Source organism: Candidatus Neomarinimicrobiota bacterium, assembly GCA_018647265.1.
Classification (GTDB): domain Bacteria; phylum Fidelibacterota; class Marinisomatia; order Marinisomatales; family TCS55; genus TCS55.
The window spans coordinates 1-15,595 of record JABGTK010000124.1; the positions used below are offsets into that span (position 1 = coordinate 1).

12 protein-coding genes are annotated in these 15,595 nt (G+C 39.8%); all 12 read left to right on the plus strand.

Annotated features, from left to right (window positions below):
• Positions 1-15: 15 nt before the first annotated feature.
• The 12 genes from HN459_07525 to raiA all read left to right on the plus strand — a co-directional run bounded on the left by HN459_07525 (position 16) and on the right by raiA (position 15,442).
• Complete coding sequence (locus HN459_07525) at positions 16-234, plus strand: hypothetical protein (protein ID MBT3479294.1); 219 nt, start codon at positions 16-18, stop codon at positions 232-234.
• Between the two features lie 48 nt (positions 235-282).
• Positions 283-2,160: a DUF255 domain-containing protein gene (locus HN459_07530; protein MBT3479295.1), complete on the plus strand. Its 1,878-nt coding sequence runs from the start codon at positions 283-285 to the stop codon at positions 2,158-2,160.
• A gap of 10 nt (positions 2,161-2,170) precedes the next feature.
• Positions 2,171-2,752: a TlpA family protein disulfide reductase gene (locus HN459_07535; GenBank protein ID MBT3479296.1), complete on the plus strand. Its 582-nt coding sequence runs from the start codon at positions 2,171-2,173 to the stop codon at positions 2,750-2,752.
• 99 nt (positions 2,753-2,851) lie between these two features.
• Positions 2,852-5,779: a M1 family metallopeptidase gene (locus HN459_07540; GenBank protein MBT3479297.1), complete on the plus strand. Its 2,928-nt coding sequence runs from the start codon at positions 2,852-2,854 to the stop codon at positions 5,777-5,779.
• A 58-nt stretch (positions 5,780-5,837) separates the two neighbouring features.
• Positions 5,838-7,238 carry a Do family serine endopeptidase gene (locus tag HN459_07545; GenBank protein ID MBT3479298.1) on the plus strand — a complete coding sequence of 467 codons (1,401 nt, stop codon included), beginning with the start codon at positions 5,838-5,840 and terminating at the stop codon, positions 7,236-7,238.
• A 225-nt stretch (positions 7,239-7,463) separates the two neighbouring features.
• On the plus strand, positions 7,464-10,769 hold the full coding sequence (locus HN459_07550) for an isoleucine--tRNA ligase (protein MBT3479299.1): 3,306 nt from the start codon (positions 7,464-7,466) through the stop codon (positions 10,767-10,769).
• A gap of 13 nt (positions 10,770-10,782) precedes the next feature.
• Positions 10,783-11,172 (plus strand): TraR/DksA family transcriptional regulator, encoded by a 390-nt coding sequence (locus HN459_07555; protein MBT3479300.1) that lies wholly within the window; start codon positions 10,783-10,785, stop codon positions 11,170-11,172.
• Positions 11,172-11,642 (plus strand): signal peptidase II, encoded by a 471-nt coding sequence (lspA, locus tag HN459_07560; protein ID MBT3479301.1) that lies wholly within the window; start codon positions 11,172-11,174, stop codon positions 11,640-11,642. The genes HN459_07555 and lspA overlap by 1 nt, the downstream gene beginning before the upstream one ends.
• Complete coding sequence (locus tag HN459_07565) at positions 11,639-12,607, plus strand: RluA family pseudouridine synthase (GenBank protein MBT3479302.1); 969 nt, start codon at positions 11,639-11,641, stop codon at positions 12,605-12,607. The genes lspA and HN459_07565 overlap by 4 nt, the downstream gene beginning before the upstream one ends.
• A complete protein-coding gene (locus HN459_07570; protein MBT3479303.1) occupies positions 12,600-13,508 on the plus strand; it encodes a tyrosine recombinase XerC in 909 nt (302 codons plus the stop codon). Before HN459_07565 ends, HN459_07570 begins: the two co-directional genes overlap by 8 nt.
• Before the next feature lie 8 nt (positions 13,509-13,516).
• On the plus strand, positions 13,517-15,133 hold the full coding sequence (gene pckA / locus HN459_07575; GenBank protein MBT3479304.1) for a phosphoenolpyruvate carboxykinase (ATP): 1,617 nt from the start codon (positions 13,517-13,519) through the stop codon (positions 15,131-15,133).
• A gap of 18 nt (positions 15,134-15,151) precedes the next feature.
• A complete protein-coding gene (raiA, locus tag HN459_07580) occupies positions 15,152-15,442 on the plus strand; it encodes a ribosome-associated translation inhibitor RaiA (GenBank protein ID MBT3479305.1) in 291 nt (96 codons plus the stop codon).
• The last annotated feature ends 153 nt before the right edge of the window (positions 15,443-15,595 follow it).

The window sequence follows — 15,595 nt, forward strand, 5'->3', positions numbered from 1 at the left end:
ATGATGCGGTCAGATATGTCCACTTATCAAAACCTATTAAACCATTATTCTAAAGTAGCGGATGTTGTTATTAGCCCCGATGTGAAAGATTTCCAATGGTCAGAATTTGAAAAATTTGATTATTTTTTAAATGAAGGAATTCAATCTTGTGAAAATGCAATTTTGACAATTAGACGACAAATTTCCAAACAGAAAAGGATTAGTTTCCGTCTCAAACAATGGTTTGGTCACTAGAATTAATACACTTATTTTCGACTCTATTCGTGAGAATAAAATAGATAAATGAAAACATATTTAAAGACAGCAATCCTAATTGGCATTTTTTCTATTGCCAGCCTCTGGGCACAATTTGAAAGTCCTGTTACCTTATCGGTTAAGGTAGAGTCTACTGCTCGCGCCGGAGAGGTGGTTAACATTATTGTTACGGCAGAAATGGAAGCAGAATGGAAAATTTATGCCTTGCGAGACCAGGGAGAAGGTCCCATTGCATCCAAGGTGGTTGTCACCGGCAATGCAATTCAGGCTGCGGGTAAAGTTTTAGAAGAGGATCCTACTGAAAAATACGATGATGGATTCCTCACCAATACCCGAACCCATGAAGGTGGCGCAACATTTACTGCACCTGTTCGGTTAAAATCAAATTTGGCCCCAGGATCCTATGACGTTTCTGTAAATGTGTTATATCAGGTGTGTAATGCCTCCCTTTGTTATCCTCAGAAAGAAGAAGTTTTAACAACCACAATTACAGTTGAAGCTGGTGAAACAAGGGACGATAGGACCAAAATGTTAGCAGTAACTGCTATTGATGATTGGGGAAATATCAATTTGGATGCTGCAATCGAAGAAGGATTCTTTTCATTTATTTTATTAGCTTTTTCTATGGGGTTTTTGGCTTTATTAACGCCGTGTGTCTTTCCCATGATTCCAATAACAGTTTCATTCTTTACCCATCAAGGTGAAACCGGTAAAGGAAAGCCAATCGCAAATGCCCTTATTTATACCATCGGAATAATTGCAACATTTTCCATTCTCGGATTAATATTGGCCTTAACCCTTGGCGCTTCAGGAGCAAATCAACTTGCCGCTAATCCTTGGGTTAATATTTTCATTGCATCATTATTTATTTATTTTGCACTCTCCTTATTTGGAATGTATGAGATAGAACTTCCTCAAAAACTACGCCAATTTTCCCTGAACCAAGAAGGTCGTGGTGGCGTTATGGGGACCCTTTTCATGGCCGTCACATTTACATTAACAAGTTTTACTTGCACCGTCCAGTTTGTGGGATTGCTTCTGGTAGCCGCGTCTCAAGGTCAATGGTTTTGGCCCATGATAGGTATGGTTGTATTTAGTGCAGCTTTTGCATTACCATTTTTCTTTTTAGCATTGTTCCCCCAATATTTAGCAAAGATGCCCAAATCTGGTGGTTGGTTGAATTCGGTAAAAGTGGTTATGGGATTTCTGGAGTTGGCAGCGGCATTCAAATTTATATCCAACACAGATTTAGTATGGGGTTGGGGCTTTTTCTCACATAATGCAGTTTTGGCAGTGTGGGCCGTATTGATGCTCATGACAGGTATGTATCTTTTGGGTAAAATCCAATTACCCCATGATTCACCTATCTCATCCATCAGTGTGCCAAGGTTAATGCTCAGTGCCGCATTTTTGACTTTTGGATTATACCTTACATCGGGATTATTTGGCCAACGGATACATGGTATTATTTATGCTTATCTACCGCCTGTAGTAGAAGGGGAATCAGGCGCGGTGCGGACGAATGGCGCATCCATGGCAGAAGAATTTAATTGGTATCGAAATTTAGATGATGGATTGGCGGAAGCAAAAACAACAGGGAAACCGGTGTTTATTGATTTTACCGGGTATACTTGTACAAACTGTCGCTGGATGGAAGCCAACACATTTACAAAAACAGAAGTTAAACATCGTTTTGGTGAAATGATTTTGGTGCAACTTTACACGGATGGTGGACCCAATTATAGGGAAAACCAGCAATATGAAATCGATCGCTTTGGAACGGCGGCATTACCTTATTATGTCATATTAAGTCCTGATGATGAGGTGATTACAACATTCCCGGGAATGACCCGAGATTTGGATAATTTTTTGGATTTCCTCGATGAGGGATTAGCAGGGGAGTAAAATGTTAAAAATGAGAATTATATTAGTTATGACTGTTATGATAGCTATTGGTTGCAGTCAAAAAGAAAAAATGAAAGTGGCAACGCGTCCAACTGAAATCGTTCAAAAGATGATGAAAACGGACCCGTCAAAACGCCCGGATTATGCGATCCAAGCACCGGACTTTACATTACGAACCGTCCAGGGTGATTTATTCAAATTGAGTGAGAACCGAGGCAAAGTTATTTTGCTCAATTTCTGGGGAACGTGGTGTGGCCCCTGCCGAAGGGAAATCCCTGATTTTAATAAACTCTATTCCAAACATAAAAAAGATGGGTTAGAAATTGTAGGTATATCAATCACTTCCGGATCAGCAGAAAATATTTTGGATTTCATGAATGAATGGGGAATGAAATACACCGTTCTCACGGATATCAATGATAACGAAACCCAAAAGGTTACAGCAATTTTTGGCCGAGCCATTGGCCAGCCCATTACAGGAATACCCACAACGCTTATCATTGACAGAGATGGATATATCGTAAAGGGATACGTCGGTCCTCGTTCCGAAGAAACTTTCTACGAAGATTTAAAGCCTTTTCTTTCATCCTGACAACTATTGGATACTTTAAGTGTCTATCTTTTCTGAATCGACATAAAACAAATCAAATTGGTAGAAATTAATTCTACCATAAAAAATCAGGAATAGATAATGAAAGCCCTCGCCTTTGGTTTACTATTTAACCTAACATCACTAATTGCCGGGGAATACTGGCAGCAGTTTGTCCATTATAAAATGGATGTAAAACTGGATACTGCCGCTCACACAATTAGTGGGCATTCAACCCTTAAGTACATTAATAATTCCCCCGATTCATTGGATAGAATTTATCTCAATTTATATGCCAATGCCTTCCAGGAGGGGACGGTGAAATATCGCGAATATATGGCCAAACTCGGTCGTGCCAGCCGAATGGCTAAATTTATGAAGGGGATGGATAAATATTTTAGCAATTATGATATTAGCAATTTTTCTATAGCGAATAAGAAGGCTTCCCTTTCCGATACATTCAAAATTGACGATACAATTTTATCTTCTCAACTTTCTCAATCCCTTGCTCCAGGGGATTCATTAACCATTGAATTGGATTGGACCCATCATGTAGGTGAATTCTCCGAACGTGCCGGAAGAGTGGGTGATCAATACAATTTTGCCCATTGGTATCCCAAAATGGTGGTGTATGATGAGAATGGTTGGTTTGATGAACCTTTCCATGCAGAGGGAGAATTTTATGGTGAATTCGGTACTTTTGATGTAACCATGGATGTGCCCAAAGGATATATCATCGGCGCCACGGGAGAAGTGGTAAAAGGCGATCCAGGATGGGAAGAAGTACGTGTTGACACAAGCGAAAAATTTGTTGATTGGTTGAAAGAATTTAAAAAGAATCGGGCCGAATATGATTCTACGGAAAGACGTATTGTATCTTTTCATGCGGAAAAGGTCCATGACTTTGCCTGGGTAACCACACCCAATTTTTTGTACGAAAGTGGCGATTGGAACGGGGTAGATGTACATGTTTTATTTAACCAGAAGAATGGAAAAAAGTGGACCAAAAAAGTTGTAGCAAGAACTGAAAGAGCTATAGAGTGGCTTAGTACAAAATTCGGCATGTATTCGTATCCACAGGTGACAAATACAGATCGTCTCGCTGGGGGCGGTATGGAATATCCCATGTTGGTCATGGATGGGAGCGAATCAGAAGGATTGATTCTCCACGAAGTGGGACACATTTGGTTTTACGGTATCCTTGCCAACAATGAAGTCCGTGAATCGTGGATGGATGAAGGATTCACTTCATTCCAAACGCGTTGGTATATGATGGACCGTTATGGCGATCATGGTTTCGATCTTGAGGGAAGTAAGCGCTATAAGGATTGGCAGAAGAAACATTGGCGTTATAATAGTAGCCTGGGGAATTCCCAATGGGGGATGATCGGTTTTATGTCCAGCGGTCAGGATGAACCTATTAGTCGCTCCACGTATATGTTTAAAGGAAGTCGAGCTGCCGGTGCCAATGCCTATACAAAGCCATCCCTTATGCTAGATGAATTGAAATATATTTTGGGCGAAGAAACCTTTACCGAAGGAATGCAGGAATATTTCCGTCGCTGGAATTTGAAACATACCAATGAAAAACGATTCGTTGATGCCATGGAAGATGTGAACGGTCAGGATTTGGATTGGTTCTTCCGACCATGGCTCCATGATACACGCTTGCTGGATTATGGTATTAAAGGGTGGGAAAAGAAGAAAAAATCGGATGGTACTTGGGATGTAACACTGAACATTGTTCGCAATGGAAAACGGGATATGCCCCAATTGGTGGAAACAAAATTGAAAGATAACTCCACCCATCGTATTTGGTGGACAAACCATAAGTTTCGCACAAGTGATTCATTTAACTATAATGTTCCCAGTGAGCCAAAATCGGCTACGTTGGACCCCGATGCCCAAACAATGGATATCGATTTCAGAAATAATTCTACCGGGAAAATGCCGGCAGAAAAAATATTTTATCGCCCGGGGATGCGTTTTACTCCAAGGAATAGGGTTGTTAAACAATGGCATCCAACCATCCATAGTCTTGATAGGGATGGAGCTATGCCTGGACTTCGTTTGCGGAAATCCTACGGGTTGTTAGAAAGTGTTACCACAGATATTAATTTGGGGACTGAAACAGGTAAGGTATTTTGGAAAATTTCCGGTTGGAATCGAAACTTGTTTAAAGGGATGGACAAAAATTACTTCCACTTTTATAATCTCGGTGGTGTAAATGGATTTGGAATGAACTCCGAAAAAAGGCTCAATGTTACCAATCCGGTCTATGGTATTAAAAGTGTTGAATCAGGTTTTTATGTAACCAATGCGGTGGATACGAGCAGGACTAATCTATATGATTTAGGGAGAACAGTTGTTTTCTTCACCAAACTCAATGCATACTTAGGGCCTATTTCTAACCAGATTGTTTTTGACTTTGCGCCAGGAGGAATTTCCGATTGGTCCTTTAGTCGATTAACCATTACAGAATCTTTTGACCAAAGTTTTGGATTATTTGGGGCACGGTTTAGAGGGATATATGGAAAAATTTGGGCCGATGAAAAAGGCGTCCCGGGTCAGGAAAGATATACGGTAGAAGGTGCCGGTTCAGGTAGTTTATATGAAAAACCTTATCTTCGGGATAAATCCAGTTTTTATGGCGATACGGACTTAAGAAATAAATACCATTTGGCCGGTGATGCGAACCTTCGCGCATTTGGAAATCAAGAGTTTGTAGGCACTGAAAACGTATTTACAACTACGTTCGAAGGCTATTTAAGCAAAACGCTATTAGGAATTAAATTTGAATTGGCGGCATTCCTGGATGCCGGGATACTTAAGGGGTCAAAGTTAGTTGTGGGGGATAAGGGATTTAGCAGTACCTCCCTCGTAGATTATGGCTTGGGAATTCGAATCTCTAAAACAGTTTTAGGTCAACCCTTATACTTACGGATTGATAAACCAATGAAGGCTACCATTGATGGACAATCAATCAAAAATATGAATAATTGGGTATTCAGTTTCCAAAAGAGTATTTAATATGGAACCTTCAACAATTGTTTGCATTCAAATGGGCATTAATATGCAAAAGGAAATAATGAAAAAAATAATCTTAATGATAATTCTGGTGGGAATGATTTCCGCCCAGAATTCTATTCTAAAACAATTCAGCGATCAATTTGCGGATATTGCTGAAAAAGCCAATCCTGCCGTTGTTACAATCCTGACAGAACGTAAAATTGACATGAGTCAATTTCACCAAAGCATGCCCAGGGATAATGACTTTTTTCGATTTTTTGCACCAAAAATGCCACAGCAAAAAGAGTTCAAATCTACGGCTCTTGGTTCAGGCGTTATTATAAATGCTCGTAAGGGGTATATTATTACCAATAACCATGTGGTGGAAGATATGGATGAGATTACCGTTCGTCTTTTGGATAAAACTGAATATAAAGCATCCATTGTGGGCAGAGATCCTAAATCCGATTTGGCTGTACTAAAGATTGATGCACGAGGATTAAGTGAAGTTGATTTTGGCGATTCTGATGCACTCCGTGTTGGCGAATGGGTGATTGCAGTCGGTAGCCCATTTTCTGCCAATTTGAGCCATACAGTTACAGCGGGAATTGTTTCTGCCAAAGGTCGGGGAAATATAATCGCTGGTGATGTGTATGAAGATTTTATCCAAACTGATGCAGCTATTAATCCTGGGAACAGTGGTGGCGCATTATTGAATTCCTCTGGGGATTTGATTGGAATAAATACAGCAATTATTACCGGTGGATTTGACCGTGGGAATAAAGGTGTTGGTTTTGCTATTCCATCGAATATGGTTAAACGCGTCATGTCTGACTTGATCGACCATGGTAAAGTATTGCGTTCTTGGATTGGCGTTTCAATCCAGCCGATTGATGAAACTACAGCACAGGCCATGGATTTGAAAACGCGGAAAGGTGCTTTGGTTGCCGATGTGGTAGCGGATGGTCCAGCAGAAAAAGCAGGTGTAGAAACTGGTGATGTGATTATTGAATTCAATAATGTTAAAGTGAATAATGTGGATCATCTTCGGAATACAGTTTCAGCGTCAAAACCCAATAAAAAATATAATTTAATCGTATTTCGCAATGGAAGAAAAAAGACGCTTAAAGTCTCCTTAGAAGAAATGCCCGGCGATGATGTACTTGCTGCAACGAGTCGACCGATCCAAACAAATGAATTGGGTATTCAGGTTTCATCCTTGACGCAATCGCTTTTAAGAGAACATAATATTGGCACCAGAGAAGAAGGTGTCGTTGTTACCAATGTTTTTCCTGGGGGTGTGGCAGAAGATGCAGGAATTCGAGTAGGTGATTTAATTACCAGAGTGGGAACAAAAAAATGTGATTCGCCCCAAGGATTTGCGGCGCTTATTAAAGAGACACAGAAAAAGAATATGGTTATGCTGCACCTAAAACGCGGTGGAGTAGCGCGATATTTGACCCTTGAATTAGAAGACTGATTTCAAAAGTGCCACAATCATCCTTGGTCGTGGATTGAGCGCGAAAAAGATTTATCCAGCGATTCAAAGATTAAAAAGATTCTTGCGACAAATTTCGCGGTAAAATATTTTATCCAAAAAAGGGAAATGGAAACATTGCCCTTTTTTTATTATCTATTCCCCTTTGTTTGCGGATGGTGAAAAGATTAATTTTCGCACCCCAAAAATGGGTAATAAAACTAAATAATGATTCAACGCGTCAATCCACAAGCAGACTTCATTGCCATTGAGCATAAAATTCTCGATTTCTGGAAAGAAAATGATATTTTTCAGAAACGTCGGGATGCGAATTCGGGCAAGCCTAAATGGTCTTTTATCGATGGCCCTATTACAGCGAACAATCCCATGGGTGTTCACCATGCCTGGGGACGTACCCTTAAAGATGTTTTTAATCGATATAAGGCTATGGATGGTCATGAGCTTCGTTACCAACAAGGGTTTGATTGCCAGGGTTTATGGGTTGAAATTGAAGTTGAAAAAGAATTGGGTTTTAAATCCAAAAGAGAAGTAGAAGAATTTGGAATTGAAAAATTTGTCAAAATGTGCAAAGAACGTGTAGACAAATTTTCTGCTGTACAAACGGAACAATCTAAACGTCTTGGTTACTGGATGGATTGGGATAATTCTTACTACACCATGTCAGATGAAAACAACTATACCATCTGGGGTTTCTTAAAAAAATTATTTGAAGATGGTAAAATTTATCGCGGTTCTGATGTGGTTCCTTGGTCCGGAAGATCAGGGACCTCTTATTCGCAAATGGAGATTATAGAAGGCCGAAAATTGGTTGCCCACAAGGCAGTCTTCGTCCGCTTTCCGTTGCGAGAAAAAGACAATGAATATTTATTAGTCTGGACGACAACGCCATGGACGCTCACCTCCAACGTTATTGCTGGTATAAATGGAAATTTGGATTATGTGAAACTCAAAGCCAAAGACGGAGCCATTTATTATTTTGCCCAAGAAAACCTAGAGTTCAAGCGCCTCGAAAAGCAATTCAAAGAAAAGAAACAGTGGCTTGAAGGAGTTCCCAAATTAAAGACCATCGCCCAGATATTTAAAGAACATGGCGGTTATGAAGTCATAGGGACGATAAAAGGTTCTGACATGGTTGGCTGGACTTATGATGGCCCTTATGACGACTTTGACGCTCAATCGGAAGCGGGTGGTTACCCTTATGTGGTTGATGAGTTGGAAGCCGCAGGTGCCACGGGAAAATCCCAACATCAAGTGATTGATCCCGGCAAAGACAATATGGGGAATGATATTGTTGTGGGTGGTGAAGGTACCGGCATTGTTCACATGGCACCCGGATGTGGTGATATCGATAATAAAATCGGTAAAAAGCTGGGTATGGTGAGTATTGCGCCATTGGATGAAGAATCAAAATTTACCGATAAATTTGGCTGGCTGTCTGGCAAAAGCGCTACGGACAAAGAAACGGTTCAAGCTATAATTGACGATTTGAAAGAACGCAAATTTTTGATTCATGTAGAAGATTATCCCCATGTATATCCCCATTGCTGGCGCTCAGGCGATGAGTTGGTTTTTCGATTGGTGGATGAATGGTATATCAATATGGACTGGCGGGACAAAATAAAAAAAGTGGTGGATGAGATTAACTGGATTCCAAAATGGGGCGGAGACCGAGAACACGAATGGCTCGATAACATGGGCGATTGGATGATTTCCAAAAAACGGTTTTGGGGATTAGCTTTACCCGTTTGGACATTTGAAGATGACTCCTATTATGTAGTGGGTTCCAAGGAAGAATTAAAAGAATTAGCCGTTGATGGCTGGGATGAATTCGAAGGTAACAGTCCCCATCGTCCGTGGATTGACAAAGTTAAAATAAAGCATCCTGAAAGTGGACTTATTGGTACACGAATCCTCGATGTGGGCAATCCCTGGCTGGATGCGGGAATTGTTCCCTTTTCAACACTGGGTTATAATAATAATAGAGAATATTGGAAAGAGTGGTTCCCCGGGGATTTTGTCACTGAATCCTTACCGGGTCAGTTCCGCAATTGGTTCTATTCTTTATTGGCCATGTCAGCTATGTTAGAAGAAAAAGCACCATTCAAGAATTTATTAGGACATGCCTTGGTTAAGGCGGAAGACGGTCGGGATATGCATAAATCCTGGGGCAATGCGATTTGGTTTGATGATGCTGCAGAAAAGATGGGTGTGGATGTGATGCGCTGGATGTATGCCGCTCAGAATCCTGAACATAATTTATTATTTGGTTATCATCATGGTGATGATGTGCGAAAGAAATTAATCCAATTATGGAATTCCTATTCATTCTTCGCCACCTACGCTTCTGTTGATGGATTTGATCCCACAAAAGCAAATCTCACCAACGCAGATCTCAACCTTATGGATAAATGGGTTTTATCCAAACTTCATTCTTTTATTCGCGATTCGCGTTTAGCACTGGATGGATTTCGAACGGACCAGTTAATGAAAAAGTTTGACCTTTTTCTGGAAGAATTATCCAATTGGTATATCCGTAGAAACCGCCGCCGCTTTTGGAAAAGCGAGGATGATGGTGATAAACAGGCTGCCTATACAGTTCTGTATGAAGTTCTAACAACGGTGATCAAAATATTGGCCCCAATTTTACCATTCGTATCTGAAGATATTTATCAAAACTTGGTGCGAAACATGGATAAATCGGCGCCGGAAAGTGTTCACTTGTGTGATTATCCAAATGCTGACGAAAGTAAAATAGATACGGGTCTTATGGATAATGTTGATGCCTTGCGCCGGGTGGTTGAACTTGGCCGATCTGCTAGAAATAAGGGTAATCTAAAAATTCGACAACCATTGGCGAAACTTTATTTCACGGTGAAAAATGATGCAGTAGCTGATTTTATTTTTGGTCAACAAAATGTGGTTTTGGATGAATTGAATGTAAAAGCACTCTACCGGTCAGAATCAGAATCTGAGTTGATTAAGTATAACGTAAAACCGAATTTGCCTTTACTAGGTCAAAAGTTTGGGAAAGAATTACCGGCCATCCGAAATCATTTGAAGGATGCCGATGCCGATGAGGTCTTGGCAGAGATTCGGTCTAATAAAAATTATATGATGAATTTAAATGGCGAATCTATTTCAATCGGACGGGACGACCTTTTGATTCAACCAGAATCTGTCGACGGATATACCTCATCGGGAGACGATAATGTAACGGTTGGATTAACTACAAAACTGACGGTTGAATTGATAAAAGAAGGTATCGTAAGGGATGTAATTAGGCAGGTGCAAAACATGAGAAAAAATGCTAAATTTGCCGTCGAAGATCGTATCAAAATTTATGGAAATCCCAAAGGGTCAGTTGGAGAAGCATTGAAATCCTTTGAAGAGTTTTTCAAAAATGAAGTGTTAGCTGTTGAATTGATTGATGAAGAAAATTCCGGTGAATATAGTGAAAGTTTTCAAATCGGAGATCAACAAGTAACATTCGGACTAACGCGTACAAATATTTAAAAGGAAAAGAGAATTGGCTAAAAAATATACTAAAGTAAAACTCGAAAAGTTTAGAAAAGACATTGAAGAAAAGATGGATTTGGTCTCGGAAGATGTTGAAACCATTCGTGAAGGCCTTGGGACTGCCTCAAATAAACAGGGCGGTGTAACACCCGATTCCATATATAGCGTGCACATGGCCGATGCAGGTACCGACTCCCATGAACAAGAAAAAAACTTTATGTTAATGAATCGTGGGAGTGATCATTTCAAAAACCTGGAAATTGCCCTTGAGCGTATAAAAGACGGCACATTTGGTGTTTGTAAATTATGTGATGAATTGATTCCAGAAGAACGAATGGAAGCAGTGCCAAACGCCACGAAGTGCGTTAGCTGTAAAGAAAAAGAAAAGCTCGGTATTTAATGAGAATATTGTTTGTGACTGCCATAATGGTGCTCGCAGACCAAGCCTCAAAGGCAATCGTACGGAAAACGATGTCTTTATATGAATCAATTCCGGTAATACCAGAATTCTTTCATTTTACCTATGTTACCAATGATGGTATGGCCTTTGGTATAAATTTCCCTTTTGGTATTTATATTTTCTCGACCATTTCAATTATTTTTACATGTTTTCTTTTTTGGTACTTGTGGACGATCCAAGAACACGGCATTGTCATTCGTACTGGAATTGCATTAATTCTGGCCGGCGCTATTGGCAATTTGATCGACCGTGTCCTTCTTGGAGAAGTTGTAGATTTCCTTGATTTTATGATTGGAAATTTTCACTGGTATGTATTCAATATAGCCGATTCTTGCGTAACAGTTGGAATGGGTTTTGTTTTATATGATTCTTTGATTCTGGAACGAAAGCAAACTTCCTCCATCGGTTGAGCAAAAAAATCCTCTCTGCGTCAGGCGGTGAAAATACCCGCCTTGATATTTACCTTACTTTAATTCTCCCCGATCTAAGTCGGACTCAAATCCAAAATATGATTCGAGACGGATTGGTATTGGTGAATGATCAACCATCTAAATCGGGATTAAAATTGGATGGGAGCGAGTCGATTGAATATTCGCTTCCTGAAAAAGAACCTGAACTAAACTATATTGAACCGGAAGAAATTCCTTTGGATATTCTATTTGAAGATGAGGATATCATCGCCATCAACAAACCGGCGGGTATGGTGGTTCATCCCGGCGTTGGAAATAAATCCGGCACCTTGGTAAATGCACTGGCATTTCATTTTGATAATTTATCGGATATTAATGGAAACCTCCGTCCGGGGATTGTTCACCGCCTTGATGAGTATACTACTGGTGTAATTTTAGTAGCAAAGCATAATAAGGCACATGCGCACTTGGCTTCTCAGTTTGAAAACAGGAGCGTTCAAAAAGAATATGTGGGCGTTACATGGGGACATTGGAAGGATTCAGAAGGCTCGATTGACGGTGCAATAAAACGAAAACGCAGCGATCCAACTACTTACCAAATTGATGAATCGGGAAGGCAGGCTTTGACCCACTACAAAACAGTTAATCAGGGGTCAATTTTGAGTGAAGTAAAATTTTTCCCAAAAACTGGACGGACTCATCAAATACGCGTACATTCTGCCAGTATGAATCATCCAATATTCGGAGATGAAAAATATGGGGGCAGTTTAAGTAAAGCCAAAGGATTTATTCCTGAGGTCACAAGTACGCTCCGTCAATTATTCAAGGGGATTAACCGTCATGCCCTCCATGCGCGAAAAATATCTTTTCAGCATCCTTCCTCTGGTGAAAGTATTCAAATTGAAGCGTCGATTCCAGATGATATAAAAACACTTATTCAAGGATTCGATTTGATCCATGGATAATTTTGACATGATATTAGATGATTTTTACTCCTACCTGGAAAAAGAACGAGGATGCTCATCCCACACACTGCGTGCCTACAAAAATGATTTGAATCGGTTCACATTATTTCTTACCAATAAAATTGAAAACATATCCGGACTTCAAGATGTGGATCGCCATACCATAAGGGAATTTTTAGGATTTGAATTCGATGCACAATTATCAAGTAAAACAGTCGCGCGACGGTTGGCTTCCATCAAATCATTTTTTAAATATTTAATGCGATCAGAGCAGATTGAAAATAATCCAGCCATCCATGTAAAATCACCAAAGATTCCCCAGTCATTACCCAATTTTATTGATGAAAAAGTAATCGATGCCTTAATGGAAAGTCCTGATGATAATACGGCCATGGGGATGAGGGATCGTGCCATTTTAGAATTATTCTACAGTACAGGTATTCGGTTAAGTGAATTAATAGCACTGAATATTGGTTCTGTGGACGCGGTTCGACAATTGATAAAAGTTCATGGAAAAGGGGATAAAGAACGGTTGATTCCCTTTGGAAACAGAGCGAAATTTTGGTTAGAAAATTATCTGAAAAATCGAGCCTTGTCATTCAGTTCTACACCTCAAAAAATACCATTGTTTGTAAACGCTAAAGAAAAACGCGTTCCAACTAGTACAGTCCAAAGAAGAATTCGCAACTACATAAAATTTGTAGCAGAAGGGAAACGGTTAGGACCACATATTTTGCGTCATTCTTTCGCGACTCATATGATGGATAAAGGTGCAGATATTCGCGCGGTAAAGGATTTGTTGGGACATAGTAGCTTATCCTCAACGCAGGTATATACACATATACAGCCTGAAAAAATGAAAAAAATATATAGTCAAGCCCACCCCCACGGTAGCAAATAGGAGAGCATATGCTTGTCGATGGAAAAGATTTAGGACTCGATTCGCTTGGATTAACCGGAGTGAAAGATGTTCATCGAAACTTATCTGTAGATAAATTAATTGAAGAAACAGTACTCAATGGTGAGGGCGTAATTGGCCCCCGTGGAGCCACTATGGTAGATACAGGTAAATACACCGGCCGTTCCCCCAAGGATAAATACATCGTTGATGAACCATCATCCACGGATAATCTGTGGTGGGGTCCTGTCAATAGAAAAATTGATGAAGCCATCTTTGACGAACTCTATGAAAAAGTGGTCGATTACTATAATACAGATGATTCGAAAACCTACCTATTTGACGGTTTTGCCGGTTTTGATCCCAAATATAGTATCAATGTTCGCATAATCGCAAAACGGGCATGGCAGGCACATTTTGTCCATAATATGTTTATTCGTCCTGACGAGAAACAATTGGAGGGTTTTTCCCCAGATTTCACCATTATCAATGCCTCCAGCGTATTTAATGAAGAATTTGAAAAGCATGGGATGAATTCAGAAACATTTATCATTTTTCATATGGAAAAACGTATCGCTATTATTGGTGGGACTGAATATGGCGGGGAAATGAAAAAGGGTATTTTTTCAGTTCTTCATTATATACTGCCGTTGCAAGGTGTTTTATCCATGCATTGCTCAGCCAACGTAGATGAGGATGGTAGCAATGCAGCAATTTTCTTTGGTTTGAGCGGTACGGGAAAAACCACCTTATCAACCGATCCTAAACGACCTTTGATTGGGGATGATGAACATGGATGGTCCGATGATGGTATTTTTAACTTTGAAGGTGGTTGTTACGCCAAAACGATTAACTTAAATCCTGAGAATGAACCGGATATTTATAATGCCATCCGTCATGGCGCTTTGCTGGAGAATGTGGTTTATGATGAAAATACCCTTGAAGTAGATTATAACGATGGGTCAAAGACGGAAAATACGCGTGTATCTTATCCGCTGAATTTTATAGATAATTCGATTTATAGCAAAGGCGAACCGGCTGTGGCAGGTCATCCAGATACGATTATTTTTCTTACCTGTGATGCTTATGGTGTACTGCCGCCGGTGGCGAAATTATCCCCGGAACAAGCGATGTATCATTTCATCAGTGGCTATACAGCCAAAGTGGCTGGGACAGAAAGAGGTATTACTGAACCTACTGCCACATTCTCTCCCTGCTTTGGTGGACCATTTTTAACATTGCATCCTTTAAAATATGCAGAACTTTTGCGTGATAAAATGAATCAGCATAATGCACCTGCTTACTTGGTGAATACCGGTTGGGTGGGAGCTAATGCCAAATCAGGGGCCAAGCGGATATCCCTTCCTGTTACAAGACAGATAATTCACGCTATCCTTGATGGAAGTGTCAATGATAGTAACTTTGAGATTGATCCATATTTCGGTATTATGGTACCACAGAGTTTGAGAGATGTTGATCCGGAATTACTAATCCCAGCAAAAATATGGAAAGACCAGGACGAATATCGCGAAACAGCCATAGCCTTGGTGGAAAAATTTCAGAAAAATTTTGAACAGTATGATATTAGAGATTCTGAAGTTCGAAACGCAGGACCATCTTTAGATTAATAAAAGAAAGGGAAGATTATGAATATTGAATTTACAGCACGCCATTTTAATGCTCCTGACGAATTAAGGGAACATGCCGAAATGCAAGTGGAGCGGTTCAAAAAGCATTTTGAACGCATTAACAATTGCTATATCGTTCTCACTCATGAAAACAGCATATTTACCACTGAAATAAATCTTCATATACCTCAACATGATTTATTTGCGAAATCATCATCTAATAATGGTTTTCAATCCATTGATGATTGTATCGAAAAAATAGATATTCAGATTGCAAAAATTGTTGATCGGTGGAAAAAACATCGGTAAGAATCTTTTTACTATATAAACTAATTTATTTTCTCGACACTTTGGAGTCTATTGGGAAGAGCACGTAATTTCTAGACTCCCTGTAAAAGAATTATTAAGGAATTCATTAATGAGCAAATTTGTATTTACATCTGAATCTGTTTCAGAAGGTCA

Excerpts from the sequence above, each read along its gene's own strand:
- HN459_07525 (MBT3479294.1), top strand. The coding sequence starts at position 16 with ATGTCCACTTATCAAAACCTATTAAACCATTATTCTAAAGTAGCGGAT.
- HN459_07530 (MBT3479295.1), top strand. The coding sequence starts at position 283 with ATGAAAACATATTTAAAGACAGCAATCCTAATTGGCATTTTTTCTATT.
- HN459_07535 (MBT3479296.1), top strand. The coding sequence starts at position 2,171 with ATGAGAATTATATTAGTTATGACTGTTATGATAGCTATTGGTTGCAGT.
- HN459_07540 (MBT3479297.1), top strand. The coding sequence starts at position 2,852 with ATGAAAGCCCTCGCCTTTGGTTTACTATTTAACCTAACATCACTAATT.
- HN459_07545 (MBT3479298.1), top strand. The coding sequence starts at position 5,838 with ATGAAAAAAATAATCTTAATGATAATTCTGGTGGGAATGATTTCCGCC.
- HN459_07550 (MBT3479299.1), top strand. The coding sequence starts at position 7,464 with ATGATTCAACGCGTCAATCCACAAGCAGACTTCATTGCCATTGAGCAT.
- lspA (MBT3479301.1), top strand. The coding sequence starts at position 11,172 with ATGAGAATATTGTTTGTGACTGCCATAATGGTGCTCGCAGACCAAGCC.
- HN459_07570 (MBT3479303.1), top strand. The coding sequence starts at position 12,600 with ATGGATAATTTTGACATGATATTAGATGATTTTTACTCCTACCTGGAA.
- pckA (MBT3479304.1), top strand. The coding sequence starts at position 13,517 with ATGCTTGTCGATGGAAAAGATTTAGGACTCGATTCGCTTGGATTAACC.
- raiA (MBT3479305.1), top strand. The coding sequence starts at position 15,152 with ATGAATATTGAATTTACAGCACGCCATTTTAATGCTCCTGACGAATTA.